The sequence below is a fragment of the Bacteroidota bacterium genome (genome assembly GCA_038746285.1).
In the GTDB taxonomy this organism is placed as follows: Bacteria; Bacteroidota; Rhodothermia; order Rhodothermales; family JANQRZ01; genus JANQRZ01.
In genome coordinates, this window is sequence record JBCDKT010000014.1 from 48,660 (window position 1) to 74,815 (window position 26,156).

Annotated in this window: 26 protein-coding genes and 1 tRNA gene; 11 read left to right on the top strand and 16 right to left on the bottom strand. The window is 69.7% G+C overall.

What is annotated here, in order from left to right:
* Positions 1-9 precede the first annotated feature (9 nt).
* The 13 genes from AAGI91_06595 to AAGI91_06655 form a co-directional block, all read right to left on the bottom strand.
* Positions 10-327, bottom strand: a complete 318-nt coding sequence (locus AAGI91_06595) for a flagellar export chaperone FliS (GenBank protein ID MEM1042285.1) — start codon at positions 325-327, stop codon at positions 10-12.
* 163 nt (positions 328-490) lie between these two features.
* Positions 491-1,912, bottom strand: coding sequence for a flagellin (locus AAGI91_06600; GenBank protein MEM1042286.1), 1,422 nt, complete (start codon positions 1,910-1,912; stop codon positions 491-493).
* Positions 1,913-2,647: 735 nt separating this feature from the next.
* Positions 2,648-3,577, bottom strand: coding sequence for an HDOD domain-containing protein (locus tag AAGI91_06605; GenBank protein ID MEM1042287.1), 930 nt, complete (start codon positions 3,575-3,577; stop codon positions 2,648-2,650).
* A gap of 214 nt (positions 3,578-3,791) precedes the next feature.
* The gene (locus AAGI91_06610; GenBank protein ID MEM1042288.1) at positions 3,792-4,724 is read right to left on the bottom strand and encodes an HDOD domain-containing protein; all 933 of its coding nucleotides are present in this window, start codon (positions 4,722-4,724) and stop codon (positions 3,792-3,794) included.
* Between the two features lie 29 nt (positions 4,725-4,753).
* Positions 4,754-5,674, bottom strand: a complete 921-nt coding sequence (locus AAGI91_06615; protein ID MEM1042289.1) for a flagellin — start codon at positions 5,672-5,674, stop codon at positions 4,754-4,756.
* A gap of 20 nt (positions 5,675-5,694) precedes the next feature.
* Positions 5,695-7,047: a flagellar hook-associated protein FlgK gene (gene flgK / locus AAGI91_06620; protein MEM1042290.1), complete on the bottom strand. Its 1,353-nt coding sequence runs from the start codon at positions 7,045-7,047 to the stop codon at positions 5,695-5,697.
* 3 nt (positions 7,048-7,050) lie between these two features.
* On the bottom strand, positions 7,051-7,590 hold the full coding sequence (flgN, locus tag AAGI91_06625) for a flagellar export chaperone FlgN (protein ID MEM1042291.1): 540 nt from the start codon (positions 7,588-7,590) through the stop codon (positions 7,051-7,053).
* A gap of 21 nt (positions 7,591-7,611) precedes the next feature.
* Positions 7,612-7,926 (bottom strand): hypothetical protein, encoded by a 315-nt coding sequence (locus AAGI91_06630; protein MEM1042292.1) that lies wholly within the window; start codon positions 7,924-7,926, stop codon positions 7,612-7,614.
* 45 nt (positions 7,927-7,971) lie between these two features.
* The gene (locus AAGI91_06635) at positions 7,972-9,087 is read right to left on the bottom strand and encodes a flagellar basal body P-ring protein FlgI (GenBank protein MEM1042293.1); all 1,116 of its coding nucleotides are present in this window, start codon (positions 9,085-9,087) and stop codon (positions 7,972-7,974) included.
* Between the two features lie 5 nt (positions 9,088-9,092).
* Entirely contained in the window at positions 9,093-9,674 is a 582-nt protein-coding gene (locus AAGI91_06640) for a flagellar basal body L-ring protein FlgH (protein MEM1042294.1), read from the bottom strand.
* Positions 9,675-9,685: 11 nt separating this feature from the next.
* A complete protein-coding gene (gene flgA / locus AAGI91_06645; protein MEM1042295.1) occupies positions 9,686-10,369 on the bottom strand; it encodes a flagellar basal body P-ring formation chaperone FlgA in 684 nt (227 codons plus the stop codon).
* Positions 10,370-10,451: 82 nt separating this feature from the next.
* Positions 10,452-11,234 (bottom strand): flagellar basal-body rod protein FlgG, encoded by a 783-nt coding sequence (flgG, locus tag AAGI91_06650; GenBank protein ID MEM1042296.1) that lies wholly within the window; start codon positions 11,232-11,234, stop codon positions 10,452-10,454.
* Positions 11,235-11,324: 90 nt separating this feature from the next.
* Complete coding sequence (locus tag AAGI91_06655) at positions 11,325-12,041, bottom strand: flagellar hook-basal body protein (GenBank protein ID MEM1042297.1); 717 nt, start codon at positions 12,039-12,041, stop codon at positions 11,325-11,327.
* A 370-nt stretch (positions 12,042-12,411) separates the two neighbouring features.
* Between AAGI91_06655 and AAGI91_06660 the strand changes: the two genes are divergently transcribed.
* The 5 genes from AAGI91_06660 to AAGI91_06680 all read left to right on the top strand — a co-directional run bounded on the left by AAGI91_06660 (position 12,412) and on the right by AAGI91_06680 (position 18,100).
* A complete protein-coding gene (locus AAGI91_06660) occupies positions 12,412-13,998 on the top strand; it encodes a LamG-like jellyroll fold domain-containing protein (GenBank protein MEM1042298.1) in 1,587 nt (528 codons plus the stop codon).
* 109 nt (positions 13,999-14,107) lie between these two features.
* The gene (locus AAGI91_06665; protein ID MEM1042299.1) at positions 14,108-14,812 is read left to right on the top strand and encodes a metal-dependent hydrolase; all 705 of its coding nucleotides are present in this window, start codon (positions 14,108-14,110) and stop codon (positions 14,810-14,812) included.
* A 37-nt stretch (positions 14,813-14,849) separates the two neighbouring features.
* On the top strand, positions 14,850-15,830 hold the full coding sequence (locus AAGI91_06670; GenBank protein MEM1042300.1) for a hypothetical protein: 981 nt from the start codon (positions 14,850-14,852) through the stop codon (positions 15,828-15,830).
* A complete protein-coding gene (locus AAGI91_06675; protein ID MEM1042301.1) occupies positions 15,827-16,333 on the top strand; it encodes a metallophosphoesterase family protein in 507 nt (168 codons plus the stop codon). The genes AAGI91_06670 and AAGI91_06675 overlap by 4 nt, the downstream gene beginning before the upstream one ends.
* Positions 16,334-16,366: 33 nt before the next feature.
* On the top strand, positions 16,367-18,100 hold the full coding sequence (locus tag AAGI91_06680; protein MEM1042302.1) for a SpoIIE family protein phosphatase: 1,734 nt from the start codon (positions 16,367-16,369) through the stop codon (positions 18,098-18,100).
* An 8-nt stretch (positions 18,101-18,108) separates the two neighbouring features.
* On the opposite strand, the gene AAGI91_06685 is transcribed toward AAGI91_06680, so the two are convergent.
* The 3 genes from AAGI91_06685 to AAGI91_06695 form a co-directional block, all read right to left on the bottom strand.
* Complete coding sequence (locus tag AAGI91_06685; protein ID MEM1042303.1) at positions 18,109-18,957, bottom strand: alpha/beta fold hydrolase; 849 nt, start codon at positions 18,955-18,957, stop codon at positions 18,109-18,111.
* A 34-nt stretch (positions 18,958-18,991) separates the two neighbouring features.
* A complete protein-coding gene (locus tag AAGI91_06690) occupies positions 18,992-19,468 on the bottom strand; it encodes a GNAT family N-acetyltransferase (protein ID MEM1042304.1) in 477 nt (158 codons plus the stop codon).
* A gap of 56 nt (positions 19,469-19,524) precedes the next feature.
* A tRNA-Arg gene (locus tag AAGI91_06695) sits at positions 19,525-19,598 on the bottom strand.
* A 207-nt stretch (positions 19,599-19,805) separates the two neighbouring features.
* Between AAGI91_06695 and AAGI91_06700 the strand changes: the two genes are divergently transcribed.
* From AAGI91_06700 to mutL, 6 genes are all read left to right on the top strand, one after another.
* Positions 19,806-21,137, top strand: coding sequence for a DUF512 domain-containing protein (locus tag AAGI91_06700; GenBank protein MEM1042305.1), 1,332 nt, complete (start codon positions 19,806-19,808; stop codon positions 21,135-21,137).
* Between the two features lie 54 nt (positions 21,138-21,191).
* Entirely contained in the window at positions 21,192-22,181 is a 990-nt protein-coding gene (locus AAGI91_06705; GenBank protein MEM1042306.1) for a CPBP family intramembrane glutamic endopeptidase, read from the top strand.
* A 90-nt stretch (positions 22,182-22,271) separates the two neighbouring features.
* The gene (locus tag AAGI91_06710; protein MEM1042307.1) at positions 22,272-22,652 is read left to right on the top strand and encodes a hypothetical protein; all 381 of its coding nucleotides are present in this window, start codon (positions 22,272-22,274) and stop codon (positions 22,650-22,652) included.
* 203 nt (positions 22,653-22,855) lie between these two features.
* A complete protein-coding gene (locus tag AAGI91_06715) occupies positions 22,856-23,686 on the top strand; it encodes a phosphatidate cytidylyltransferase (GenBank protein MEM1042308.1) in 831 nt (276 codons plus the stop codon).
* Positions 23,687-23,819: 133 nt separating this feature from the next.
* Positions 23,820-24,011 (top strand): hypothetical protein, encoded by a 192-nt coding sequence (locus AAGI91_06720; protein ID MEM1042309.1) that lies wholly within the window; start codon positions 23,820-23,822, stop codon positions 24,009-24,011.
* A 122-nt stretch (positions 24,012-24,133) separates the two neighbouring features.
* A complete protein-coding gene (gene mutL, locus AAGI91_06725) occupies positions 24,134-26,044 on the top strand; it encodes a DNA mismatch repair endonuclease MutL (protein MEM1042310.1) in 1,911 nt (636 codons plus the stop codon).
* The last annotated feature ends 112 nt before the right edge of the window (positions 26,045-26,156 follow it).

Genomic DNA, 26,156 nt, shown 5'->3' on the forward strand with positions numbered 1-26,156 from the left:
GGAGAAGGGCTAGGCAGCGCGGCTCAGGACGCCGTCCTGCCACGCTTCGCGGAGGCCGCCGAGGAGGTCCGCCACAACGGCGAGGTCGCCGCGGGCGCTCTCGTCGAGGCAGAAGACGTAGAGCCCGTAGAGCCGGGCGGCCAAGTCGCCGCCCTGCTCATGGTCGAGCGCCGACATCAACTCGACGAGGACCGCGCGGGTCTTCGCGCGGTCGCCCCGGTAGCAGGCCGCGATGCCGAGGTCGTAGAGCTTCACGACGAGGCGCTCGGGCGAGGAGGTCGTGACGTCCTGCTGCTGGTACTGGCGCATCCGAGAGGCAGCATGCATGGGAATAGGGGGGAGGAAGTAAGGAGTGGGTCTGCTCTGGTTATCGGGTCTGAGTAGGCACCACTAAGCGCCGCCGGCCTGGCCCAATGAGCGAGCCGCCGCCTCCCGGGGGAAGCGGCGGCTCAGCCTGCGTGCGACCTGCTGCCGGTCTACTGATCCCGGCTTAGCCGAGGAGCGAGAGGATCGACTGCGGGGCCGCGTTGGACTGGGCCAGCGAGGCGATGCCGGTCTGCTGGAGGATCTGGAGCTTCACGATCTCCATCTGCTCCTTGGCGAAGTCCGCGTCCTCGATCCGGCTCCGGGCCGCCTCGTTGTTGGTCATCGCCGTCTGGAGGTTGTCCAGCTTGAACGAGAGCCGCGACTGGCTGTCGCCGATCGAGCCGAGCTGATCCGAGAGCGCCTGGATGGCGGTCTCGATTGTATCGATCGAGTCCCGGGCGGCGTCGTTGGAGGTGACGTTGACGCCGCCGGTGTCGGCCGAGACGGAGAACGTGTCGCTGGCGGCGGCGCCGGCGAAGTCGCCGCTGAACTGGAGGAGGCCATCGTTGGACGTATACGTCCCCGTGGCTCCGTTGTACGCCACTCCACCGTCACCGTCGGTCAGGCCGCCCGTGGTCAGTGAAAAGGTGAATCCGTCGGCGATCGTGCCTTCGTCGGTGCCGTCAGCGGCGTCGGTGATGTCGAACGACAGGCCGTTGAGGCCGACCGTGACGTCGCCCGCGCCATCGCTGAGGTCGATGTCGTCGAAGCCAGAGACGGTTTCAAACTCACCGTCCGCGTTCTTGATCTCGAGGCGCATGCTCGCAGCCTTTTGCGCGTCGGTGGCGCTACCAACCTCATTGGTGACGGCGCGGAACTCGACCGTCTCGCCGACGGCGAACGAGGTGGCCCCGGGCGTGAACGTGGCACCCGCCGCGATCCGGTTCTCGGTGTCGGCGGCTTCGTCCACTGTGGTGTCGAGCGTGACGGTGTAGTCCTTCGCCGAGGTGCCGTTGTAGGCCCGCACGGTGACGTCGCCGGCGGTGAGGCCGGAGGTGTCAACGCTCGATCCGTTGCCGATCAGCGCCTTCTTGCTGGTGCGCCCGATGTTGACGTCGAAGCTGTCGCCCTTGTCGGAGCCGACGTGGAACGAGAGGTCGGTGCCGGCGGCGGCGTCGGTGAAGAGGTCCTTGCCGTTGAACTCGGCCGTCTCGAGGATGTCCGTGATCTCGCTCGAGAGGGCGTCGATCTGGTTCTGGATGGCGTTGCGCTCGGAGTCGCCGAGCGAGTCGTTGGCGGCCTGGACGGACTTCTCCTTCATCGTCTGGAGGATGTCCATCACGTTGCCGAGCGCGCCTTCGGCGACGGTGAGCATGCTCTTGGCGTCGCCGACGTTGGACATGGCCTGGGCCTGCCCGCGCACCCGGCTCTCGAGCTTCTTGGCGATCGCGTAGCCGGCCGAGTCGTCCTCGGCGCGGTTGATCCGCATGCCAGTCGAGAGGCGGAGCTGGCGCATGCCGAGCATGTCATTGGTCTTGTTGAACGAGCCCAGCGCCTGGAGCGACTGGACGTTGGAGTTGATCCTGTTGAGGTCTCCGATACCCATGATGGTGTACCTATTGGTGTGTGGCTGGGGGTAGGATGGTTCGTGATGTTGGTCCAGTTATCGAGTCCCCGTCAGCCGCACTAAGCGCGGCACCAGAAAATCTCGGCTAAGTAGCTATGCAGGCAGGATATAGGATCGTTCCTGTGCCCGGACGCCCACGCAAAAGGGGGGGCGCTGGCGTTCGGCGCTGCCCCTGACCGGCGCGGCGTTGGGGGCTCGTCTAGGGCGCGTTCGGAAGCACAGGAGGGCCGTCGTGCCCGGTCCTGGGGCCTCGCCGAGCCTGAGGCGCACGCCCGAGGTCCCGAAGCGAGTTCAGGATGACGCTAGAGGGTGAAAACAAAGCCTTAGTCCTCTGGCACGTTGAGACGGACAGGCTTTCTTCTTTGTCATCCCGGACCCCGATCCGGGATCTGGGGCGTGGCCCGTAGATGGGCTGCGCCGCTGCTGCGCGGTCTGAACCACGTTCAGGACGACATACCTGTCAACGGGAGCTTGTCGCAGCACGTAGGCCGTGTGGACGTCTGCCCAGATCGTCTCTCACGGGCCGGATTCCACCCTCGCTGCGTTGCACTTCCTTCGACTCCGCTCAGGACAGGCTCTGCCCGATGCTGCGGCATCTGGGTGGAGTCGCTTCGCTCCTCGAGGCTTCGCATTCTTGTGCGCCTTGCGAGGTCGAGATCGCGAGGTCGAGATCGTGACCGCGTGCGAACCTGACCCTGCAACTGTCCACACGACCTAGGCCATACTCGGTGGGGAGAACGACTGGACCTGCTGGTCGAGGTGCTCCTTCAGCGCGAAGACCGCGTCGGCTAGCTGCTCCGGGGCACCGATGGCCGCCGGCGCGAAGGGGAGGTAGTGGGCCCACATGGGGTCGGCCCTGCACGTCTCCTGCGAGCAGGGGGCGGTGAAGGCGTAGCCCAGGGCGCGCGCGGCGAGGTCGGCCAGCGACGAGGTGGCGACGAGGTGGCGCATGGCGGCGTCGCCCGGCACCTGGCTCGGACGGTGGTGGAAGTGGATGACCTGGGCGAGCATGTCGGGGAAGTCGAGCTCGTTTGCGGCGAAGACGCCGGCCTCGGTGTGGTCGCAGCCGAAGAGGTGGCGCTCGCGCTCCTGGAGCGCCGCCACGTCGGTCTCGGTGAGGCCGTACTGGTCGTAGAGCGGGACGGCCTTGTCGGGGAAGTTGTAGACGAGGACGATCTTGCCGAAGTCGTGCAGCAGCCCCGCCGTCATCCCGACCCCCTTGAGGCTCGCCTTCGGGGCCGCGCCGTGCTGGGCCGGCAGCTCCTCGACCAGGAAGCGCGCGAGGTGGCCCGCCGCCACGCTGTGGCGGATGAGCCGGTTGAAGCTCGGTCCGGCGGGGCCGCTGAGCGCGGAGCGGAGCCTGAGCATGCTCATGCCCACGACGAGGCCGAGCACCTGCATCGGGCCGAGCATGAGCACGGCGCGCTCCGGCGTGCTGATACCCCGGCGGAGGCCGTGCAGCGACGAGTTGGCCATCTTGAGCAGCCAGGCTACGGCCAGCGGATCTTTCTGCAGCATCGCCGTGACGCTCGCCGGCGTGACCCGGTCGGGCTGTTTCGAGAGGGTGAGCGCTTCGAGGAGGGTCTCGGGCATCGGGGGGCAGCGAAGCTCGAGGCCGCTGAGGGCAGAGGGGGAGGCAGGCATAGTGGGGCCGCGGTAGGTGGACTAGGGCGTGTGGACAATTGCAAGACTAGGCTCGCGCGAGGTCACGATTGCGGCCTCGCAAGGCGCACGAGAATGCGCAGCATCGAGGAGCGAAGCGACTCCACGTCGATGCCATAGCATCGGGCGACGAGTGCAACGCCGCGAGGATGGAATCTGGCCCGTGAGAGCCGGTTCGGGTGAATGTTCACACGCCCTAGGGGGTGGGCATGGTGAAGGAGCGGACGTACTCGTCCAGGTCGGTCTGCTTCGCGGCCAGCAGGTCGGTCAGCGCCTCGGGCGTGCAGGGCGGGGCATGCTCCGCATAGAGCGCCCACACTGGGTCGGCCGTGCAGGCCTCCCACGAGCGGGCCTCGGTGAAGCCGTAGCCCATCGCGCCGGCAGCCAGGTTGGCCACGGCCACGGCGCGGACGAGCGGGGCCGCTTCGGGATCGGCCTGCTCCGGGGCATGGTGGTGCCGGGCGACGTGGGCGAGCGGGTCCGGGAACCGGAGCTTGCGAGCGGCGAACGCGCCGGCCTCCGTATGGTCGGACCCGAACAGGAGGCTCTCCATCTCGCATGCGCTCTCGGCGCGCACCGAGAGCGAGCCCTCGTCGTAGAGCGCGACCGCCTTGTCGGGGACGTTGTAGACGAGGATAATCTTGCCGAAGTCGTGGAGGAGGCCTGCGGTGTAGCCCGACCCGGTCCGCGTCCGGCCGGCGGGCGGGGTCACACACGGGCTCTGGTCCTTCGTCAGAGAGTCGGCGAGGTAGGCCGTGGCGATGCTGTGGAGGATGAGCCGCGAGAAGCAGTCGCTGGCGGGGCCCTCGAGCACGGAGCGCAGCCGAAGCATGCTCATCCCCACGATAATCCCCACGACGGCCACCGGCCCGAGCATGACGACGGCCCGCTCGGGGCTGCTGATGGTGCGCGGGAGGCCGTAGTACGCCGAGTTGACTGTCTGGAGCAGCCGGGCGATCACGAGCGGGTCGCGCTCGAGCAGCGACGTCACGGTCTTGGTGTTGATCTGCGCCGGGTTGTCGACGAGGTTGAGGGCCTCGACGAGCGTGTGCGGCAGTGGTGGGCACCGGAGCTCCAGGCTCCCGAGCGAACTGGCCGGACTAGGGGATGGGCGCGTGGCGGGGGTCATGGGGCACGGTCAGACTAGGGGCATGCCGGCTAGCGGAGGTAGTCGAGCAGGGTAGTCTGAGTGATAGACGCGGTGGTGGCGAGGGCGGCCTCGAGGGTGGTCTGGGCCTGCTGAAACGCCGTGACGGTCTCGAAGTAGTCGGCGTCCTCGAGTTCGGAGCGGCGGCGCTCGGTCTCGATGGAGGCGTTCTGGAGCTGGTACTCGGCCGTCGTCAGGCGCCGCGCCGTGGCACCCAGCGCGGCCCCGAGGTCGATGAGGTGGTCGCGCGCTGTGCCCACCTGCCCGACGGCCTCGGCCAGGTCCGACGGCTCGTCGCCCGGCACGCCGATGTCGGCGCCGCGCAAGGCGTCGGCGAGGTTCTGCAGGCTCTCGACGATCGTAAAGCCTTCGCCAGGATCGAGCACCTGCTCGCCGGAGATGTTGATCGCAAGCTCGGTGTTCGGGCCGATCTGCCGGTTGCGCGCCCCGCTCAGGTCGCCGGTGGGAGCCCCGTCCTCGTCGAACGGCGCGGTCGTGGTGCGCGTCCCGGCGAAGAGGTACTCGCTGCCGGACTGGGCGTTCAGGCCGTCGATCACCTCGTCCAGCAGTGCCTCGACGCGGCCGGCGATGGCCTCGCGGTCGCCTTCGTTGAGGGTGTCGTTGAGCGCCTGCAAGCCTTCCTCGTAGGCCTCGGCGAAGCGCTCGGTGAGGTTGCTGAGTTCGTCCGACGTTCGGTTGACCCAGAGCCGCGACGAGTCGATCGTGCGGCCGTACTGGGCGTAGCGCTCGTCGAGGGATTCTAGCATCCGCGCCTGGGCGAACGCCACCGGGTCGTCCGACGGCCGGTTGACCCGGCGCCCGGTGATGAGCTGCTCCTGAAAGCCGGCGAGGTCGCGCCGGATCCCGGGGATGGCAGAGTTCGCGTACGAGACGTAGAGGCTCTCCTGGCGCGCAATGCGGGATGAGATCATGGGAGGGTAGGGTTCGAGAGCTACAGGGCTAGAAGCGTATCCATCATCTCCTCGGCGGTGTTGATGATGCGGGCGGCGGCGGCGAAGGCTTGCTGCGCTTCGAGGAGATAGGTCATCTCCTCGTCGATGGAGACGCCGGAGACGCCCCGCGCCATCGCGTCGAGGTGGGACACCACGGAGGCGTGCCCGTTGGCCGCCGTCTGGGCGGCCCGGAGCTGGGTCCCGACGCCCGAGACGAGGTCGACGACCTGCTGGTCGAAGCCCTCGCGGAGCTTGGCGAGCGCGAGCGCTACGTCGGAGTTGCCGAGCTCGCCCAGCACACCGGAGGCGGCGATCTTCGCAGGATCGTCCAGGTCGCTGGAGAGCTGGATGGACCCGGCGGTGAGGCCAGCCGGGTCGAAGAAGTTGAGCCCCGTGCTGCCGTCGAGCCCGAAGCCGGCGGCGTGCTTTGCGTTGACCTCGGTGACGAGCGCCTCGGTGAAGCTGTTGAGCGCGTCGCGGGTGCCGGGGATGGTCTCGTTGAGCGTGCGAAGCTGGGCTCCGACCTTGCCGTCGGAGGCCGAGAAGGCGACGGTGGTACCCTCGAACCGGACGCTGGCGGGCTCCCCAGGTGCCGTGTCGAGCGTGAGGCCGAGCGCTTGGTCGCCCTGCACGGCGATCATGCCGTCGATGGTGACCGCGTAGCCGTCGGACTCCTCGGAGACGCTGACGGGGACGTAGGCCGAGAGGGCGGCGACGGCAGCGTCGCGCCGGTCCTCCGCCGCGAGGTCCGGCGAGCCGGCCGCCTGCGCGGCGCGGATCTGGGTGTTGAGCGCGGCGATCTCGTCGAGCAGCCCGTTGACTTCGCCCACGCTCTCGCCGAGCGCGGTCTGGGTCTCGCCCGCGAGCCGGTTGAGGTTGCTGTCGAGGTCGTTGAGCGTTCCGGCGACGGTCTCGGCCTGGCTGAGCAGCGAAGTGCGCACGCCGGTGTCCGTGGGGTTGCCCGCGAGGTCGCTCCACGCGTTCCAGAAGTCGCCCATCGTGTCCTGCAGCGAGGCCCCGCTGCCGACCCCGAACAAGCCCTCGACCGCGCCCAGCAGGCGCGCTTCCTCGTCGGCACCGCCGAACCGGGTGCGGGCGTCGTCCGCCGCCGACACCAGCAGCCCGTCGCGCATCCGCTCCAGGCGCTCAGCCGACACACCGACGCCGACGGTTGGGAACGAGGAGCCGAACTGCGGCCCTCGCCCCGGCGGGCCGATGGTGGCGAGGGTGAGGCGGCGGCGCGAGTAGCCTGGCGTCGCGGCGTTGGCGATGTTCTGCCCCGCGATGTTCATCTGGGCGCTGAACACGCCGAACGAGTGCTGGCCCAACCGGTAGAGGTTCTGGATGCTCATGGCTCACCCGAGGTGGTTGACGAAGGGGCGGGGCGGCGTAACGTCGGACCCCGTGCCGCCCGCAGTGTAGACCCGGCTCGGGGCCTCGGCGTGCTGCCAAGCGAGGAGCATCTCGCGCCCGATGTGGGCGGCGACGTGGAGTGCGAAGGCGAGCTCGTCGGACTGCTCCCGCGTGGCGTGCACACGCGCTCGCAGGGCCTCGTGGGCCGTCCGGAGCCGGTCTGCGAGCGGCTGGCTGTGGGTGGCCAGGGCCTCGGCCAGTTCGCCGGAGCTAGAGGCCTTTACGTGGAGAAGACGCGCCAGGAGGCGGGTCTGGCGCTCCCGCACCTGGCGCAGGCGGTGCATCTCGCTGACGGCGCGGCTGGCCTCGTCGGTGGCGTCCATGAGCGTCTCCTGGTGGTTCGTCTGGAGGGCGGCGAGCTGCTCGCCGAGGGCTTCGGCGAGCCGCTCGACCGCTTCGCCTTCCTGGTCTAGCGTCTTGAGCAGCGACTCTACCGCAGGCTGCGGTCGTACGGTAGCGGGTACGTTTTCGGAGGAGGACATAGCAGGCAAAGGCAGGGTGGATTAGTCGGCGGTGGGGTCGTGGTTGTGTGACCACTGGCGCAGGAGAAGGTCGGAGAGCGAGAGCGCCCCGCCACGGACGAGGTGGTCGGTGAGGGCATCGGTGAGCACGTCGCGCTGCGTGTCGGCGTGGCCGCTGGCGAGCCCGCCCTCGCCGGAGAGCGAGTGCTCGAACAGGTTCTTGGTCATCGCCTGCACGAACTGGCGCACGAGGACTGCCTCGAACTGCTCGGCTGCCTCGGCGCGGGTGCGGGGTTTGTCAGGCGTGGGCGACGCCTGCGCGGGTGCGAGCGTGACAGTGACGGGAGGACCAGTCATGTTGGAAGGAGAGGCGTAGGGGTTTGATTAATCAAACCCCTACCGTCACAGAATCACCAGTTCGCCTTGTAGCGCGCCGGCACGGTCGATGGCTTGGAAGATGGAGATCACGTCGCGCGCGGCGAGGCCGAGCTCGTTGAGCGCCGCGGCGAGCTCGGCGACGTCGGTGTTGGGCTGGAGGACGACGCTGCGGGCGACTTCCTGCTCGATCCCGGCGCGGCCCACCTCGCCCGCGACCGTCTGGCCGTTCGAGAGCGGGGCGGGTTGCGAGACGAAGGGCTCGGTCTCGGTCGAGATCACGAGGCCGCCGTAGGTCACCATGACCTCGCTGATGCGGACGTTGCCGCCGGCGACGATCGTCCCAGTCCGCTCGTTGATCACGATGCGCGCCGGCACGTCGACCGTCACGCTGAGCGCTTCGAGCTTTGCCATCAGGCCGACCGCACCGCCCTCGTCGCCGGAGGCGTCCACGCGCACCAGCCCGGCGTGGGTGACGGTCGCGGCTCCCGGCAGGAGGCTGTTGACCGCCTCGGCGACGGCCGTCGCGTTCGTGAAGTCGGGCTGCTTGAGGACGAGGCCGAGGTCGGTGCCCGCCACCGACGCCGACGTGCCGACGACGACGAGGCCGCCGCCGGGGACGCGCCCGGTGTTGGTCGGACCCGTGCGGGCGCTCGCGCCGAGGTTGGCCGCCACCACGGTGCCCGTCGAGACCGGCCCCTGGGCCATGACGTGGAGCTGGGACCGCATCGGGTCGAGCAGCGGGGTCTGGAGGAGCACGCCGCCGGAGAGCGAGCGCGCGTCGCCGAGCGCGGAGACCGTCACGTCGAGTTGGCCGCCGGGGCCGCTGAACGGGTCCATCGTCGCGGTCACCATCACCGCCGCCGCGTTGCGCGCCGAGAGCAGGGCCGGGTCGACGGTGATCCCGAAGGCTTGGAGCATGTTGGTGATGCTCTGCACCGTGTGGGGCGCGCCGCGCCGCCCGCGCACCCGGTCGCCCGTCCGGTCGAGGCCGACGACGAGCCCGTAGCCGGTGAGCTGGACCGGGGCGGCCCCTTCGAGCACGACGAGGTCCTTGAGCCGGGCCGTGCCGGTGCTCTGGGCGAGGGCGTCGCCGCCGAGCAGCAGGAGGATGGCGAGGATGGGGAGGAAGCGTCGAGGCATCGGGGTCACTGGCTGCTGAGGGCGATGGCGGCCCCGACGAGCGCGGCGGCTCCGATCTTGAGGATCGTGCCGGGGCGGAAGAACTTGTGGCGCAGCCCCTTCTGGCGGTAGTCCACGCTCGCGTTGGCGATCTGGAAGGAGAGGACCGTGTTGTTGTAGGTCACGTCGAGCGGGCGCACTGTGCCCTCGACCCTCATCAGATGCGTGACGCCGTTGACGTGGAGCGAGCGCTCGCCCGCGATCTGCAGGTTGCCCGTGCTGTCGACCGACACGACGAGGGCGGTGATGGTCCCACTGAGGAGGTCGCGCTGGACGGCCTGGCTCTCGGCCTCCTGGTCCTGGCTCATGTTCGTCCCAAGCGCGAACTGCCCGGTGATGCTGCCACCGTTGACGTTGGCGTTGCCGCTGAGCCTGGCCTGCGAGCGGTCCTCGAACTGGCTCACGCTGGAGGCCGACGTCCGCTCGGCGAGAACGATCGTGATCGGGTCGCCGGGCTGCGACGCCTTCGGGTCGGCGAAGAGGGACTGGGCTGCGGCGGCAGGCCCGAGGCTGAGCAGGAGCGCGACGATGATGAGGCGGATGGGCATGGGCTTGGAGGTTAGAGCGTGGCGATCCACGAAGCCTCGCCGGGCGCGGTGAGGCGGGCGCGGTAGGTGGTGCCGGTAGACGGCGAGAAGAGGCGGACGGCGTCGCCGACGGCACCGGGCGCGCGGGCGTGGCAGGGGACCGAGAAGGCAACCCCGCCGCGCCGGTAGTGCATCGTCACGGTGTCGCCCGTGTCGGCGGCGTAGGCCGGGCGGAGGTCGCCCCGGCGGAGCGCCCGGCCCTCGCGCAGCGTCCGGCCGGCGAAAAGGTCACCGTCGAAGGTGCGGAGGTCGGCTGCGCGCAGTGGCTCGCCGTGGAACGCTGTCGTCTCCAGCCACGCCGTGCCGAGGTCGGCCGTCGCCACGGCCTCGCCGCGCCGCACCGTGCGCCGGGCCACGACGACCGAGTCGAAGTGGGCGATGCGGAGAAGGGCCCACCCGGTCTTCTGCCAGCCGTCCGGCGTGCTGGTCAGCACATCGACCTGGGTGTGCCCGCGCGGCAGGCCCGACCCAGCAGGGAGCGTGATGCGGAGCGGCGGGGCGCTCACGTCGCCGCCGGTGCGGAGGACGCGGACGCGGAGCTGCTCGGCGTCTGCAGGAAACTGCTCGGCGAGGGCGCGCTCGACCACGGCCTGCAGGCCTGGCGGATCACCGGGCGCGGCGAGCGCGGTCAGCAGCAGGGCAAGCCAGAGGACCATAGCGGTAGGCAGCGTGAGGATCAGAGAGCCAGCAGCCGAGAGCCAACAGCCGATAGCTGAAAGCCGGCAGCCGACAGCCTCCTCATCGTTTGACGTTGTTGGCGATCTGGAGCATCTCCTCGCTCGTCGTGACCATCTTCGAGTTCAGCTCGTAGGCCCGCTGCGCGGTGATGAGGTTGACCATCTCCTGGACCACCTCCACGTTGGCCGTCTCCAGGAAGCCCTGGCTCAGCATCCCGAGGCCGTCCTCGCCGGGGAGGCCGATCGTCGGCTCGCCGCTGGCGTCGGTCTGCTCGAAGAGGTTGCCGCCGAGGCTGCCCAGCCCGCCGGGGTTGGCGAACCGCGCCAGCTCGAGCTGCCCGAGTTCGACCGGCTCCGGCTCGCCCGCGAGGCGCGCCGTCACGATGCCGTCCTGGCTGACGTTGATGCGGGACGCCTCGGGCGGAACCGAGATGTCGGGTTCGATCAGGAGGCCGTTCTGGGTGACGAGTTCGCCGTCGGCGCTGAGCGCGAACGTGCCGTCGCGCGTGAAGGCGATCTGGCCGTCGGGCTTGCGGACCTGGAAGAAGCCGTCGCCGTTGACGGCGAGGTCGAGCGGGTTGCCGGTCTCGGCGAGGCTGCCCTGGACGAAGTTGCGGACCGTCGCCACGGCCGTCGCGCCGTGCCCCATCTGCATCGAGGCGGGGTCGGCCCCGCCGGCTTCCTCGCCGCCCATGCGGACGTTCTGGTAGAGGAGGTCGTGGAAGACGACCGACGAGCGCTTGTAGCCGGTCGTGTTGGCGTTGGCGAGGTTGTTCGCGGTGTTGTCCACGCCGCGCTGCTGGGCGCTCATCCCGAGGGCGGCCGTGCGGAGGGCTCGAAGCATGAGGAGAGGGTCGAGTTGCGAATGTCGAGCGACGAACAGGTGCTGAGTGCCGAGGGAATTCGCCCTTCGACACTCGCACCTCGTCACTCGCTAGAACTTTCCGAGGTCGCGGGTGACGAGGCCGAGGGCCTGGTCGGTGGTCTGGAGCATCTTCTGCTGCGACTCGAAGAGGCGGAAGTGGGTGATCATGTCGGTCATCTCGGCCATCGGGTTGACGTTGCTCGTCTCGACGACCCCGTGGCGGACGTCGGGCGCGTCGAGCGCTTCCGGCTCGGCGTCGGTCCCGAACGTGGCCCCGTCGAAGCGCTCGAAGGCGGTGCCCTCGGCGAAGCGCACCGTGCGGAGCGCCCCGATGTCCTGCTCGCCCGCGCGGACCGCGCCGTCGGCGGAGACCGTAACGGGGCCGGCGTCGGGCGGGAGCCGGAGCGGGCCGTCGGTGCCCTGGATCGTGAAGCCGTCCGGCGTCATCAGGGTGCCGTCTGGGGTCGGCTGGAGGCGTCCGGCGCGGGTGTAGCGCGTCTGGCCCGCCGCGTCGGTGACGACGAAGAAGCCCTCGCCGCCGAGCGCCACGTCGAGCGGGTTGCCCGTCGCCTCGAAGGCCCCGCGCTGCGGGTCGCTCCAAGGCGTAATAGTGCGCTGGCTGGTGGGGTTGTCCTCGTCGTCGACGAGCCGGCTGATGACGTCGGTGAACGTCCGGTCGCGCTGGAAGCCGACCGTGTTGGCGTTGGCGAGGTTGTTCGCGGTGCGTTCCTGCTGCCGGTTCATCTCCGACATGGAGGCGGCAGCGTTGCGAAGTCGAAAGAGCATGGCGTTCGGTGTGGGACCGGCGGCCGTCTCTCAAAGGCGAGGCCAAGCGCAGAGAGCCGGCTTGGAGCAGAACAGGCCGGGCGAGGCGGCACAATTTTCCTTCGCTGCGGCGGTATGAATTGCCGAAACGGACCCCCCAAGACCGGTCGGGCGGCCTCCTGTCGCATAGTGGCACCCCCTATGCGAAGAAAGGGGCGATTCCCGTTGATAGGTTGACGCGGACCCGCTCCGCGCCCTACCTTCGGAGCCGCTTCGCCGCGGCGGAGCCCTGTTTCGGCCACCACATGCTCTCTTGGACGCGATACGCTTTTTCGTTACGCGCTGCCTTTGTCTTCTCGCTCTGCTCCCGGCTTCGGCCGCGTGGGCGCAGTTGGAGACTGATAGGACGGTCCACGCCCTGGACGCGGAGCAGCAGGTCAACGCGTTTTTCCACTGGCCCGGCAGCGAGCCCATCGAAGGGCTCCAGCTAGAGCTTCCGCCGGAGTGGACGGTGGAGCGCGTGCAGGCGGTCTACGCCCGCGCCTCCGTCCCGGTCGAGGCCGAGGTGCAAGCACCCGCCGGAACCCGGCCGCGCGCCGTGACGGCCGAGCCGCTACGCGGCGCGCAGACCTTCGTCGTCAGCCTGACGGTAGGTGCAAGGCTCGGGTACCAGGAGGTCCGCGTCGCCCCTCTCCTGCCGGGGCGTGCTGAGCGCGCCGCCGCTATCCCGTGGCAGGCCTACGTGCGCGAGGCGCTCCCAGTGGGCCGCAACCGCGCCTTCCACCTCGACGGCGAGACGCCGCCGGTCGCGCTGCGCCGCCGCGCCCTTCCCTCGCTCGACCCGCGCGAGCCCCTCACGATGGAGTTCTGGCTGCGCACGCTGGGCGTGCACGAGACGGTGCTCTCGACGTGGGACGGAGACGAGGACCGGCCCTACCCGCTGGAGTTCGTCGTGGACGGGCACGGCCGCCTCGCGGTGTACCGAGGCCGCCCGGGCCACCATGAGAAGATGCAATCAGACGCGCCCGTGGCTGACGGAGCGTGGCACCACGTCGCCCTCGTGAACGACCCGCTGGCTGAGCGCGCCCGGCTGTTCGTAGACGGGCTACGCGTGGATTCCCTGCAGAGCAGCGAGCAGGCGGGGATGCTCAACACGATGTCGCTCGCCCTCGGAGGACGCCCGGAGCGGCCGGGGGCCATGTCGTCCCGCCGCTTCTCGGGCTACCTCGACGAGTTCCGCCTGTGGAGCGCGGCCCGCCCGGCCGTCGACATCCGGCGCACGATGCGCGTCCCGCTGGAGGAAGCTGCGGCCGGTGTGTTCCGCCTCGGATTCGACGCGCCGCTCCCGGCCGACGTGCTGGTAACCGTCCCCGACGCCGTCCTCCGCGTGCCCTCGAACCTGTCGTTCACCTTCCCCGTCGAGGCGCTCGAAGCGTCCGTGCAGCAGGGGATCGTCACGCTGACCTGGCAGACCAAGAACCGCCGGGCCACCGAGTTCCAGGTCGAGCGCTCGTCCGACGGGCAGCGCTTCGAGGCAGTCGGGACGGTGCGGGCCGCCGAGTCCGTCGGCGAGAGCGTCGACGGCAGCGTCCGCTTCGCCCACACCGACCTGCCGCCGGAGGGGCGGGTGCTCTACTACCGCGTCCGGCAGGTGACGCCGGGCGAGCCGGAGCGCGTCTCGGGGGCCTTCAAGCTCGGCCTCGGGGCCGAGGCCGCCACCGCCCTCATCGTCGGCAACTCGCCCAACCCGTTCCAGGCCAGCACCACGATCACGTACGAACTCGCGCGCTCCGTGCCGGTCCGGCTCTCGGTGTGGGACGTGGCCGGCACGCGCGTCGCCTCGCTCGTCGACGAGACGCTCCCCGCCGGGCGCCACGAGTACCGCTTCACGGCGGACGGCTTGCCGAGTGGCATCTACTTCGTCCGCCTGGAGACCCCCGACGGCAGCGCCGCCCACAAGCTGACGCTGACGCGGTAGAGCGGTTTTAGGTTTTGGATTGACGGTTTTGGATTGGGGTAGTGTCCCCTATTTTGGAGACGCACGTCGAGCAGCCTCTCAAATCCCCGATCGCAAATCCAACATCGAGATGACCCTCACCTACTACGGCCACGCCGCCTTCCAGATCGAGACCGGCGGTTTGGACGGGGCCTCGCCCGTCACGCTGCTCTTCGACCCTTTCATCTCCGGCAACGGCCACGCCGAAGGCATCGTCGCGGCGGACGACCTCGCGCCCGACGTGGTCCTCCTGACCCACGCCCACGGCGACCACTGGGGCGACGCGCCGAGCATTCTTCAGCGCACGAATGCGCTCCTCGTCGCCAACTATGAGATCGTGACCTACGCCGGCCGCGAGCACGGGCACGAGAACGCGCAGCCGATGAATACCGGCGGTGCGTTCGACTTCGGGTGGGGCCGCGTGGTCCAGACCTACGCCCGGCACTCGTCGTCCTTCCCTGACGGCACCTACGGCGGCAACCCGAACGGCTACATCCTGGAGATCGGGGGCAAGACGGTCTACATCACCGGCGACACCTGCTACTTCGGCGAGATGGCGCGCATCGGCGAGGCCTACGACATCGACCTCTGCATCCTGCCCGTCGGCGACGTGGTGACGATGGGGCCGGACGAGGCGGTGGCCTGCGTCGAGGTCCTGAAGCCGGCGCTGTCGCTGCCGGTCCACTACGGCACATTCCCGTTCCTGACGGGCACGCCGGACGCGTTCGCCGAGAAAGCGCGCGCGGCCGGGTTCGAGGCGCGTTCGCTGAAGCCCGGGGAAACGCTTACCTTGTAGGCCCGTACCCACCCCGTCACCGGACGGAGGGCCGATCATGGTTTCCTGCTCTTTCCAGGTTCTCGCGCGTCGCAGCCGGGTGCTGCTCGCGGCCCTGCTCGGCCTCGCGCTGCTGCCGGGGCTCGCCCTCGCGCAGCGGCCGTTCGATGTGCTCGACCCGTTCTACCAGGAAGAGTCGGCGCGGCGGGCCTTCTACGACGGGTTCGCGCTCTCCGGCGAGATCGGCTACCGCTCGTCCGGCCCCTTCCAGCGCTCGTCCGACGCCGACCCGCGCGGCCCGCTCGCGCTCTCGTTCCAGCTCGACTACGCCCTCGCCTCGCAGCTCGACGTGAGCGCGGTCTTCGACGCGAGCGGCGGCCTGGTGAGCCAACTCGGCGGCGGGCCCGTCCGGCTGAGCTGGATCGTCCTCAAGCCCTACTGGCACAACGAGGGCACAGACTACGCCGTGCGCATCGCCGTCGACCCGGCGAGCGAGGGCGGGCTGGGTTTCCGGCAGACCGACATCGCGTTCGTCTCCACCTCCAACCTCTCGCCGACCGTCACGTCGAGCTTTGCGATCGGCCTGCGGCACGCCCAGGTCGGCTACGAGCGCCTGCAGGTCCCCAACCCGCTGGAGATCGGCCTGGAGGTGCCCGAGCCTGAGCTCGTGCGGACACGGGCCATCGGCCAGGAGATCCACCTGATGTGGGGGCACCACGTCCACTTCGACCCGGCCGGGAGCAACGTTTTCCTGACGCTGCTGGCCGAGGCGATGGACTACGACCTCGTCGAGTCGCGCCCGTTCGAGGACGCCGGCGCGGAGCTTGCAGCGGAGGACGAGGAGGAGGAAGCGACAGGGCGGTACCGAGGCGGCGTGGGGTGGCTCCGCGCCGGCGTGGAGTTCAACCGGCCAGGCTACCAGTTCTCGCCGTTCATCGGCGTCCCGGTGGCGGCGTGGACCGACATCGAGGGCGAGACCAACACATGGGGCCCACGCTTCCAGAGCCTCCGCTTCGGCCTCCGCTTGACCCTGCGGTGACGCTCGGCATCGTCTCCGACACGCACGGCTGGCTGCACCCGGCGCTGCCCGAGATGCTCGCGGGCGCTGACCTGATCCTCCACGCGGGCGACGTGGGCACGCCGGAGGTCCTCGACGCGCTCGAAGCCGTCGCGCCGGTGCGGGCAGTCTACGGCAACATAGACGGGCAGCCGGTCCGGCACCGCGCCCCGGAACACCAGCGCCTCCGCATCGAAGGGCTGCGGCTCTGGATGACCCACATCGGCGGGCGGCCGGGGCGCTGGGCGAAGGGCATCGGGCCGATGCTGCGCGCGGAGCGGCCGGACATCTTTATCTGCGGACACAGCCACATCCTCCGCATCGAGCGCGTGGCAGGCCTGGGCCGGATGCTCTACCTGAATCCGGGCGCAGCGGGGCGGCAGGGCTTCCACACGGTCAAGACCTGCGTGCGGCTCCAGATCGAAGGCGGCCTTGCCCGGCAAGCCGAGGTCGTTCACCTGGACGAAACGGTTTCTGGTCTATAGTTTCTGGTTTCTAGTTAGTCAAAGCGCGTGACCATGAGGAACCAGGAACCAGGAACCAGGAACCAGGAACCAGAAACGCCCGACGCCCGGACGCAGAAGTTCGACCTCCGCGCGCTCCTCGAAACGAGCCGCCTGCTGAGCTCGTCGCTGGAGATCGACTTCGTGCTCGGCAACCTCCTGCTGACGGCGATGAGCAAGCTCTTCGTCACGCGCGGCGTGGTCCTGCTCGACGATCCGCTCGCGGGGGCGCACCGCGTGGAGACCGTCAAGGGGATCCCGGCGCTCGCGCCGGACACGCTCCTCCAACTCGGCGCTCCGCCCCGGGCGGTGGTCCAGGGCGACGACGTGCCGGCGCTGCTGCGCGAGCGCGGCGTGGTCCTCCTGCTGCCCGTCACCTACCACGACCGCGCCATCGGCCTCGTCGGCCTCGGGGCGAAGGCGACGGGCGGAGCCTTCACCGGCGACGAGATCGCCTTCGTCGACTCGCTCGTCCACATGTCGGCCACGGCGATCCACAACGCCCGGATGGTCGAGGAACTGCAGGAGGCCAACCAGGACCTCGGCCAGAAAGTCCAGCAGCTCGACACCCTGTTCGACCTCTCGCAGGCCTTCAGCCGGACGCTCGACGTGGAGCGCTCGGTCCGGCTCTTCTCGCTCGCCCTGATGGGGCAGCTCCTCGTCGGGCGCTACGTCTTTCTGCTCCGCGACGAGTACGGGCGCTTCGAGGCTGTCGCCGACCGCAACACGGAGCCCCTCGGAGACGAGATGCTCGCCCGGCTCGGCGGGCTCGAACGCCTCCTGCTGCTCGAGGACGCCGGGCCCGAGTGGGGCGGCCTCGACGGCTTTGCGCTCGCCCTCCCGCTGCGGATGCAGGACGAGACGTGCGGCGTCCTCCTGCTCGGCCCCCGCCCGACCGGGGCGCGCTACCAGGCCGATGACGTCGAGTTTCTGACCTCGCTCGGCTCGCTCGCCCTCACCTCGATCGAGAACGCGCGCGGCGTCGCGGCGCGGATCGAGAAGGAGCGCCTGGAAGAGGAGATGCGCCTCGCCCGCGACATCCAGGAGCGCCTGCTGCCGCAGGACCTGCCCGCCTTCGAGAGCCTCGACCTCGCCGGGCTCGCCCTCCCGAGCCGCTTCGTCGCCGGCGACTACTACGACCTGATGCCGCTCGACGAAGACCGGCTGCTCGTCGCGATTGCCGACGTGTCGGGCAAGGGCGTGCCGGCCTCGCTCCTGATGGCGAACCTCCAGGCGTGCCTCCACGTCCTGCGCGGCAGCCTCGCGGCGGAGACCGTCGACCTTGCCGCCGCCACGGCCCGCGTCAACAACGTCATCCACCGCAACACCGGGCTGACGACCTTCATCACGTTCTTCTGGGGCGTCTTCGACCGGCGCGACGGGCAGTTCCGCTTCGTCAACGCTGGGCACAACCCGCCTTTTCTCGTCCGGGCCGATGACTCGGTGGAGCGGCTCGAAGAGGGCGGCGTGCTCCTCGGCGCGTTCCCCGACATGCCCTACGCCTCGGGCGCGTCCGAGCTCCAGCCGGGCGACACGCTCGTCCTCTTCACCGACGGCGTCACCGAAGCCTGGAGCGCGGCCGACGACGACGACGAGTACGGCGAGGACCGGCTCCTGGCCCGGATCCAGGCGCACGCCGCGGAGTCCGCTCAGGCCGTGCTCGGTGCCGTGCGCGACGACGTGAGGCGCTTCACCGGCGGCGGCACCCTCGACGATGACCTCACGCTCGTCGTGCTGAAGCGGACCTAGACCCCGGCTCAGGGCGCGGGCGGAGCGACGTGCCGGTCTAGAAACGCATCGAACGCCTCGGCAAAGTCCTCCGACGCAGTGATGTCGTTGTGACCGCGGCCGGAGGCGATGACGAGCGTCTTCCGGTCGGTGGCGGCCTCGTCGTGCAGGTCGCGGGCGAGCGCGGGCGGGGTGATAACATCGTTCTCGCCGCCGGCGACGAGGAGGGCCACGCCGGGGAGGGCGCGCAGGCGCTCGACGTTGCTCTCGCCCCGGAGCGGCTCGGCGATGTCGAAGCGGACGAACGGCCTGAGCAGGAGCGGAATGAGTGCCGAGGTGAGGCCCTCGACGTCGGTCGCCGGGTTTTCGAGGACGAGCGCCGGGACCGGGCGCTCGGTCGCCAGCGCCGTCGCCACGAACGAGCCCATCGAGTGGCCGTGGGCGATGAGCCGGCCGGGGTCCACGCCGGGACGGGCGACGAGGGTGTCGTAGACCACGCGGGCATCGTCCTTCAGGGCTTCCACCGACGGCGTCCCGTCGCTCCGCCCGTAGCCGCGGTAGTCGAAAGCGAGGACGTTCATCCGCTGCGCGGCGAGCGCTTCGAGTGTGGCGCGCGCCTTGACGAGCAGAAAGCCCTGCCCGCCGAAGTAGAGCACCGTCGCCCGCGGGTCGTCGTGGCGCATCCACCACGCGTCGAGCGTGACGCCGTCGGCGACGGGAATAGACAGCACCTCCAGGGTGAGGCCGGGCACGTCGAAGTCGCCCGGCGTGACGGTCCGCTCGGCCTGGAACACCCCGTCCTCTTCGAGGGGAATCGTGAGGCACCCGGCGAGGACTGGGACGAGGCTGAGGAGGAAGGCGGCGTTGAGACGAGACATAGACGGGAGGTGAACCGACGGGGAGAGAGGTCGCCTACGCCTGCCGGTCCGTCCCGTTTCTGCGCACCATCCGGTAGCGCTCGAACGCCACGCCGCGCAGTTCGACGCGCTCGACCTCGTCCAGGGCGAACCCGAAGCGCTCGAAGACCGGGCGGCTAAGCGCGCTGGCCTCGGTGTAGAGTCGCTCGATACCCTGGTCGGCAGCGTGGTCGAGCAGGGCGCGGAGCAGAGCCGAGGCGATGCCTTGCCGCATCCGGTCGGGCCGGACGTAGAGCGACGCGACATGCCCGTCGGGAGCGAGACCTGCGAAACCTGCAGGGCCGAACTCGTCCTCCGCGACGAGCGTCAGCGGGCGCGGGACGAGCCGCCGGAACGTCGGGAGGCCGGCTGCTGTCGCCCACGTCTCGACCTGCTCGGGGGTATAGTACGCCGGGCCGGCGGCGCGGACCGCCTCGGCGTAGAGCGCCGCGAGCGCTGGGAGGTCGGCGTCGATGGCTTCGCGGAAAGGCATCGCTAAATGCAGAATCGCCCCTCTCAGGGCCGAGAGAGGCGATTCTGTGCGGCGTGTACGCCCGGCAGGAGTCGAACCTGCGACCTCCAGAACCGGAATCTGGCACTCTATCCAGCTGAGCTACGGGCGCACGGTGAGCAGCACGCTGCTCGTGCTCCTAAGCTACGAAACCGGCCGGGAGATGCAAAGCGGACCCGCGCCCGGCACGGACTTTTCACGGACCCGCTCTGAGCGACTAGACGTATGGAACGGCTCGTGTGTAGTCAGAGCTAGGTAAACGACGAACAGGAAGCTCCGCCCACGCACCCGAAGCGCACGCCCACCGACCCGCGACTCCGTGCCCGTCCGCATCACCGAGATCGAGCCCGGCTCGCTCGCCGACGACCTCGGCTGGCGGCCCGGCGACCAGCTCCTCGCCGTCAACGGCGAGACGGTGCAGGACGAACTCGACCTCCGCTTCAAGGCGGCCGAAGAGCGCTTCGTGGTCAAGCTCCGCATGGGCGGCGACCTCCGCGAGCAGTCCGTCTCGCGCGACCTCGACGAGCCGCTCGGGGCAGCCTTCGAGGAGTTCCGCATCAAGACCTGCGGCGACGACTGCGTCTTCTGCTTCGTCGACCAGAACCCCGTCGGGCTCCGGGACACGCTCTACTTCCGCGACGGCGACTTCCGCATGTCGTTCCTCTACGGGAACTACATCACGATGACGAACCTCCGCGACCGTGACATGCGGCGCATCGTCGAGCAGCGCCTGAGCCCGCTCTACATCTCGGTCCACTGCACCACCGACGAGATCCGCCGCCGGATGATGGGCCACCGCACGCAGCAGGACCGGCTGATGGAGAAGCTGGAATACCTCCGCGCCCACGGTATCGACATGCACGCCCAGGTCGTCCTCGTCCCCGGCTTCAACGACGGCGCGGCGCTCGAAAAGACGGTCGAGGACCTCGCGGCGATGCACGACCGGATGGAGTCGCTCTCGATCGTCCCGGTCGGGCTGACGAAGCACCGGCGCCAGCTGACCGACCTCCGCACGCTGCGGCCCGACGAGGCTCGGGCGCTCATCGCCCAGGTCGAGGCCTGGCAGGCGCGGTTCCGGTCCGAGATCGGGCGCGGGTTCGTCTACCTCTCGGACGAGATGTACCTCCTCGCCGAACGGGACTTTCCCGAGGAGGATGACTACGACGGCTACCCGCTGATGGAGAACGGCGTCGGGATGAGCCGCGACTTCCTGAACGAGCTGGACTACCAGCGCGCCTATTTCCCCGACGCCCTCCCCGAGCCGCGGACGCTGACGCTCGTCTCGGGCACTCTCACCGCACCCCTCCTCGAAGAACGTATTGCCCCGGTGCTGCGCGAGGTCGAGAACCTCGACGTGCAGGTGGTCGCGGCGGAGAACCGGCTCTTCGGCGACTCGGTGACGGTGAGCGGGCTGCTGAACTTCAAGAGCTTCCACGCCGCCCTCAAGCCCCTCGCCGACGCCGGGCGCCTCGGTGACCTCGTCCTCCTGCCGCCGGACTCGGTCAACTTCGAGGGCCTGTTCCTCGACAACCGCCCCGGCCGGAACACCCCGGACGACCTCTCGGCCGCGCTCGGCGGCGTCCCCGTCGAGGTGTTCGCGGGCGACTGGACTACAGTTATTGAGCGATTGGGCGATTTGGTGATTGGGTGACTAGGACGCTCTACTCACCCAACTAGCCGGCCGTCCAATCAGCGCCTATCTCCTATGCCCGATCCTGCCACGCTGCCGCCTGACGCTCCGGCCCCGCTCGACGCGACGCCCGTGCTGCGGGACGCGGTGCCGTGGGCGAAGCCGGTGCGGCTGAACGGTCTGCTGGAGCGGCAGCGGTTCCACCCCCTCCTGATGGCGCTCATGACGTTCGTCGGCGGGTTCGTGGTCTACCAACTCGTCGGGTCGGTCGTGATGATCGTGGCGGCGCTCGGCGAAACGGGTGGAGGGCTGGACATGGAGGCGGTGCTGGAGTCGCTCGAGGACAACGCGCTGGCGCTCTTCGGCGGGAACGCGCTCGGGCAGGCGGCCGGGTTCCTCGGGTTCGTGCTGTTCGTGGCCTGGCTCCACACGCGGGATACGGCGTCGTTCCTGCGGGTGCGCCGGTCGGACGGGGTGCACCTCGGCCTGAGCGCCCTCGGCCTGCTCGCCCTCTTGCCGCTCGTGGCGTGGCTCGGCGCGCTCAACGCGGACCTGCCGCTGCCGGAGTCGTGGCGGGCGTGGGACGCGCAGCAGGTGGCGCTCATCGAGCGCGTCCTCGGGGCCGAGATGAACGTGCTCGTCACGCTCCTGCTCGTCGCCGTCACGCCGGCGGTCTGCGAGGAGGTGATGTTCCGGGGGTATTTGCAGCGGCAGGTCGAGCGGAGCTTCGGGGTGGCGGCGAGCGTCGTGCTCGTCGGGGTGCTCTTCGGGGCGTTCCACCTGCGCCCGACGCAGCTGCTCCCGCTGGCGACGCTCGGGCTCTACATGGGCTTCGCCGTGTGGGTGACCGGCAGCCTGTGGGCGGGCGTCCTCGTCCACCTGCTAAACAACGGACTCGCCGTCGTCGTGAGCGACTACCTCGCGCGCCGCCCGGGCCCCGACCTCGTCGCGCTCGACGCTATCGCGGTGCCGTGGTATCTTGCCGTCCTGAGCGCCGGTGCCACTACCGGGATCGTCGTGCTCCTCCTCCGGCGGCGGCGCGCTCTGCTGATTCGTGAGACGTGACGCGTGAGGGCGCTTCGCTCCAACTTCTCGCTCTACGCACCCGACCTCTATTCCCCTCTCTCCCTCCACGCCCCTCATCCCCGACCAGCCATGTCCGACGATCCGCGCACCTACCAAGACTGGGTCTCCGTCTTCAACACCTCCACCGACTACGAGGCCGACCTCGTCCGCGACCGCCTCGACGCGGCGGGCCTCGCGGCGGTCGTGCTCACGCAGCGGGACCACTCGTTCAACCTCAACGTCGGCGACATGGCGGCCGTCCGCGTGATGGTCCGGCCCGAGGACGTGGGCGCGGCGCAGGAGGTCATCAACGCGCAGCCCTTCACCGACGCCGAGCTGACCGAGGCCGCGCTCAGCGCCGACCCCGACGCCGAGGACGCCTACACCGCCGATGAAGAGGGCATGCTCGACTCCGGCCCCGACGCGCTCCGCTTCTCCGCCCCCGACGACGACGAGCCGGTGAAGAAGTGATGCGTGACGCGTGATGCCAGACTCGCTCAAAGTGTCATGCTGAACTCGTTTCAGCATCTCGTTGGAACACCCTTAGGTCCCGAAACAAGTTCGGGATGACATACTGCTGATGACATACTGCTAGTGAGCGGCCGGGTTTGGTATTTGGTGTGTATGCTCCCCCAACGGTTGTGCTCGGTCTCACGCGTCACGCCTCACGAACCATGAGCAACCTCACGCAGCGTCTCCTCACCGCGCTCGTCGGGGTCCCGCTCGTGATCGGGGCGGTCTACCTCGGCGGGTGGTTCTTCGTGGGCCTCATGGTGCTCGTCGGGCTGCTGGCGCAGCGCGACCTCTACGCGATGGCCGAGGCCGGCGGCATCCGGCCGCTCAAGAGCGTCGGCCTCGCCGTCGGCGCGCTCGTGATCGTCCGGCCGGTGTGGGCGGCGGCGCTTCCACTCGCGGTCGTCGGCCTCGCCGGGGCGCTCATCGCCGAACTGTGGCGGCGGCCCCTGAGCGACGCCGTCGGCGGCCCGATCCCGAACATAGGGACTACGTGCCTCGGGGTCTTCTACCCAGCCGTCCTGGCGGGCTACTTCGTCGAACTCCGCGTGCTGAGCGCCGAGGCCCTCGGCGAGACTGATGCGGTCCTCCTGACGCTCACCGCGATGGTGGCGATCTGGGCGGCCGATACGCTCGCCTACTTCACCGGGCGGGCCTTCGGCAAGCGCCCGCTCTTCCCGCGCATCTCGCCGAAGAAGACCTGGGCCGGGTCCGCCGGCGGAGTGCTCGGGGCGCTCGCCTTCGTAGCGGTGATGAAGGTCACGCTGGTGCCGCTCCTGTCGTGGGTCGACGTTGCGGTGATCGGCCTGGTCTGCGGCGCGGTGAGCCAGCTCGGCGACCTCGCCGAGAGCATGTTCAAGCGCTCGGTCGGGGTAAAGGACTCAGGCGATTACCTCCCCGGCCACGGCGGGATGCTCGACCGGATCGACGCCATGCTGATCGCCGTCCCGCTCGTCGTGCTCTACCTCGACCACGTTAGAGGTATTTGGTGACTGGGTGATTTACTGATTGGGTGATTGAGGTGCCATAATCAGTCAACCGGCAAATCATGAACTCAGCCAGTGGCCCTGACGGAACGGTGGCAGCGGAGGGGCGGTATACTCGCGCCATCCGAAACAGGCCCCGATGCTGTCGCCCCGTCACCGCCCCAAGCCCCGCCGCTTCACCTACGAGCCGAGGTTTTACGACCCGAGCCACGACGAGCGGCTGAAGCAGCGGCTCCGGTTCAAGACCAACACGCGGCGCGGCAAGCAGCCCGCCTTCATCGCCGTCGCGGTGCTGCTGCTGCTCGCGCTGTACCTCTACGTGAAGCTCTAGCATCGCTCGCCGTGCTGAGCCCACCGGAAGACCGCCGGCAGAGCTCCGGCAGGGCATCATCTTTTGATTATCGCTCCGCCGCGCTCCTCGCCTAGTTTCCGGTTGACTCCGGCCCTCGACCCATGACCCCCAAGACCGACATTCCCGCTAGCGAGGCGGCGGCGCAGACTGCGCCGGACGGGCTCGTGCGCGTGCTGCCGGAGGCGCTCGCCAACAAGATCGCGGCGGGCGAGGTGGTGCAGCGGCCCGCGTCGGTGCTGAAGGAGCTGATGGAGAACGCGCTCGACGCCGGAGCGCGCCAGGTGACGGTCGTCCTCCAGAAAGCGGGCAGCGAGCTGATCCAGGTCGTCGACGACGGGTGCGGCATGGGGCCGGCTGACGCGGCGACGTGCTTCGGGCGCCACGCGACGAGCAAGATCACCGACGCGGCCGACCTGGAGCGCATCCGCACGCTCGGGTTCCGGGGCGAAGCCCTCGCCTCGATCGCCGCCGTGGCGCAGGTCGAGCTGAAGTCGAAGCGCCGGAGCGACGCCGCCGGGACGTGCGTCCGCATCGAGGGCAGCACGGTCGTCGACCAGTCGCCGTGCGCGGCTCCGAACGGGACCTCGATTGCGGTGCGCAACCTCTTCTTCAACGTCCCGGCGCGGCGCAACTTCCTCAAGTCCCCGGCGACCGAGTTCAAGCACCTCGTCGAGACTTTCCAGTTCCTCGCGCTCTCGAACCCGACGGTAGGCTTCGCGCTCGTCCACGACGACGCGGAGGTCTACCGGCTCGCGCCCCCCGCCTCCGCGGGGGCAGGCTCGGACGAGGGCTTCGAGGCGGCGCTCCGGCAGCGGGTCGGCCAGCTCCTCGGCGACCGCCGCGACGACGCGCTCGTCCGCGTCGAGGAGGCGACGAGCTACCTCTCGGTGCGCGGCCTCGTCGGGCGGCCCGAGGGCGCGCGCCGGAGCCGGGGCGAGCAGTTCCTGTTCATCAACGGGCGCTACGTCAAGAACCGCTCGCTCGACCACGCCGTCGCCACCGCCTTCGGCGACCTCCTCCCGAAGGGGGCCTACCCGCTCTTCACGCTCTTCTTCACGCTCGACCCGCGCCACGTCGACGTGAACGTCCACCCGACCAAGACCGAGGTGAAGTTCGACGACGAGCGCGGGGTCTACGGGTTCGTCCGCGCCGTCGTCAAGAAGGCGCTCGGCGACGCCGACATCACGCCGAGCCTCGGCGACGGCTTCGCCGGCGTCGGCCGCGCCGAGGCACCGCCGGCCATCCAGCCGGTCCGCTTCGACGCCAGTCCTGGGCCGGAACCGACGGCCGCGCCCGCCCCGCGCCGGGTCCGCTTCGGCGTGCCCGAGGTGGACGACCTCTCGCGGGACGATGCCCCACGCCCGGCGGCCCCGATTCCGTCCAGCGCCGAGCCGTTTGAGGGTGATCCGCTGGAGGACGAGGCGGGCACGCTCGGCCTCGGCGAGCGGCCCCCGGTGTGGCAGCTCCACCACCGCTACATCGTCACGCCGGTCCGCTCCGGCCTGATGCTCTTCGACCAGCGCGCCGCGCACGAGCGCATCCTCTACGAGCAGGCCCTGGCCTCGCTCGACGGTGGCCTCGCGCTCTCGCAGCAGCTTCTCTTCCCGGTCACGATCGAGTTCCCGGCGGCCGACTACGAGCTCATCCTCGAACTCGCCACCGACCTCCAGAAACTCGGCTTCGACCTCGCGCCGTCCTCCGGCCGGACGGTCAAGGTGCAGGGCGTCCCGACCGGCGTCTCGCGCGACTCGGTGCAGCGCCTCCTGGAAGACGTGCTCGACCAGTACAAGCAGTACCGCAGCGACCTCCACCTCAGCGGGCGCGAGAGCCTCGCCAAGAGCATCGCCCGCCGCAGCGCCGTCGCCCCTGGGACCTCGCTACCCGAGGAGGAGGCCCGCAAGCTGATCGACGAACTCTTCGCCTGCGCGATGCCCTACACCTGCCCCCACGGCCGCCCGACGATGATCAAGGTCTCGATGGACGAACTGGAGCGCCGGTTCGGCCGCGGGTGAGCTGGGCGAGTGGGCGAGTGGGCGAGTGGGCGAGTGGGCGAGTGGGCGAGTGGGCGAGTGGGCGAGTGGGCGAGTGGGCGAGTGGGCGAGTGGGCGAGTCAAGAAAAGCCAC

Coding starts and splice junctions, on each gene's coding strand:
- flgN (MEM1042291.1), bottom strand. CDS start 7,590: ATGTCCTCCTCCGAAAACGTACCCGCTACCGTACGACCGCAGCCTGCG.
- AAGI91_06610 (MEM1042288.1), bottom strand. CDS start 4,724: ATGACCCCCGCCACGCGCCCATCCCCTAGTCCGGCCAGTTCGCTCGGG.
- AAGI91_06605 (MEM1042287.1), bottom strand. CDS start 3,577: ATGCCTGCCTCCCCCTCTGCCCTCAGCGGCCTCGAGCTTCGCTGCCCC.
- flgK (MEM1042290.1), bottom strand. CDS start 7,047: ATGAGCATCCAGAACCTCTACCGGTTGGGCCAGCACTCGTTCGGCGTG.
- AAGI91_06665 (MEM1042299.1), top strand. CDS start 14,108: ATGACCCTCACCTACTACGGCCACGCCGCCTTCCAGATCGAGACCGGC.
- AAGI91_06715 (MEM1042308.1), top strand. CDS start 22,856: ATGAGCAACCTCACGCAGCGTCTCCTCACCGCGCTCGTCGGGGTCCCG.
- flgA (MEM1042295.1), bottom strand. CDS start 10,369: ATGGTCCTCTGGCTTGCCCTGCTGCTGACCGCGCTCGCCGCGCCCGGT.
- flgG (MEM1042296.1), bottom strand. CDS start 11,234: ATGCTTCGAGCCCTCCGCACGGCCGCCCTCGGGATGAGCGCCCAGCAG.
- AAGI91_06705 (MEM1042306.1), top strand. CDS start 21,192: ATGCCCGATCCTGCCACGCTGCCGCCTGACGCTCCGGCCCCGCTCGAC.
- AAGI91_06670 (MEM1042300.1), top strand. CDS start 14,850: ATGGTTTCCTGCTCTTTCCAGGTTCTCGCGCGTCGCAGCCGGGTGCTG.
- AAGI91_06710 (MEM1042307.1), top strand. CDS start 22,272: ATGTCCGACGATCCGCGCACCTACCAAGACTGGGTCTCCGTCTTCAAC.
- mutL (MEM1042310.1), top strand. CDS start 24,134: ATGACCCCCAAGACCGACATTCCCGCTAGCGAGGCGGCGGCGCAGACT.
- AAGI91_06615 (MEM1042289.1), bottom strand. CDS start 5,674: ATGATCTCATCCCGCATTGCGCGCCAGGAGAGCCTCTACGTCTCGTAC.
- AAGI91_06640 (MEM1042294.1), bottom strand. CDS start 9,674: ATGCCCATCCGCCTCATCATCGTCGCGCTCCTGCTCAGCCTCGGGCCT.
- AAGI91_06680 (MEM1042302.1), top strand. CDS start 16,367: ATGAGGAACCAGGAACCAGGAACCAGGAACCAGGAACCAGAAACGCCC.
- AAGI91_06690 (MEM1042304.1), bottom strand. CDS start 19,468: ATGCCTTTCCGCGAAGCCATCGACGCCGACCTCCCAGCGCTCGCGGCG.
- AAGI91_06630 (MEM1042292.1), bottom strand. CDS start 7,926: ATGACTGGTCCTCCCGTCACTGTCACGCTCGCACCCGCGCAGGCGTCG.
- AAGI91_06655 (MEM1042297.1), bottom strand. CDS start 12,041: ATGCTCTTTCGACTTCGCAACGCTGCCGCCTCCATGTCGGAGATGAAC.
- AAGI91_06595 (MEM1042285.1), bottom strand. CDS start 327: ATGCATGCTGCCTCTCGGATGCGCCAGTACCAGCAGCAGGACGTCACG.
- AAGI91_06720 (MEM1042309.1), top strand. CDS start 23,820: ATGCTGTCGCCCCGTCACCGCCCCAAGCCCCGCCGCTTCACCTACGAG.
- AAGI91_06685 (MEM1042303.1), bottom strand. CDS start 18,957: ATGTCTCGTCTCAACGCCGCCTTCCTCCTCAGCCTCGTCCCAGTCCTC.
- AAGI91_06600 (MEM1042286.1), bottom strand. CDS start 1,912: ATGGGTATCGGAGACCTCAACAGGATCAACTCCAACGTCCAGTCGCTC.
- AAGI91_06635 (MEM1042293.1), bottom strand. CDS start 9,087: ATGCCTCGACGCTTCCTCCCCATCCTCGCCATCCTCCTGCTGCTCGGC.